This window comes from Methylobacterium longum (assembly GCF_022179385.1).
Classification (GTDB): Bacteria; Pseudomonadota; Alphaproteobacteria; order Rhizobiales; family Beijerinckiaceae; genus Methylobacterium; species Methylobacterium longum.
On record NZ_BPQS01000159.1, the window covers coordinates 1 to 808 of the forward strand.

An 808-nucleotide genomic window follows, 5' to 3' on the forward strand; every position below is an offset into this window, starting at 1 on the left:
CAGCAGCGGCAGAAGCACGAACAGCGCCGTCACCGCCACGCCGACGTCCAGGCTCCGCTTGGCCGCCCAGTCCAGACGCAGGCCGCCAACCACGAAGGGCGCGGGGGGCAGGATGGCTCCTGCGACCACGTCAGTCGCAGAGCTAAGCTGAAGCTCGGTCCGATCAATTGCTGCTTCACGGCCGCTTAGTTCAAGAGATGGCTGCACCACAATGCGCTCGGCAGCATTCCCGAGATCAACATTATGCATCATAGTTATATCCCTAAATATGTTTAGAAATATTTCTCCAACCGCTCGCGGTTAATAAGATACTAACTAGCAGCTAAAACCGTTCCACTACAAAAACAGGGTCGGTATTGATCGACTGAAACCCATACCAACATAAGATATTATACTTACCTTGGTTATAAGACGGCTACAGACCGCCTATGCCCAACAAGCTCGACGCCCTGCTCGGATGCCTGAAGGCGCAGCAGCGCACGCTCATCCTGGCGATGGCCGAGCGTGACGGGATGCCGGCCGGAAGCGCGCTGCGCCAAGTCGCCGAACTGGAGAACGTCATAGCCGCGGTCGAGGCCGTAGCTGACGAGGGGGCGGCGCGGGAACATCGACCCAAAGGTTGAGCGCAGTCGCGGTGCGGCTTGAACCTCGCCTCGCTTGGTCTCCGCGCATGAGCGTGGCATGGAAGAGCATGCACAGCGACTACGACCACGGCGAAAGCCTCGAATGCCTCGCCTGCGGCGCCGTTTACGCGGCTACGGGAGAGAGAGGATACGTTCTGACCGAGGACGATGCTCGCTGCGCCTCC

General features: G+C 59.4%; 1 protein-coding gene. It reads left to right on the forward strand.

Annotation, left to right across the window (positions count from 1 at the left end):
* Positions 1 to 428 precede the first annotated feature (428 nt).
* On the forward strand, positions 429 to 623 hold the full coding sequence (locus tag MFF58_RS31855; RefSeq protein WP_238294330.1) for a hypothetical protein: 195 nt from the start codon (positions 429 to 431) through the stop codon (positions 621 to 623).
* Positions 624 to 808: the final 185 nt, after the last annotated feature.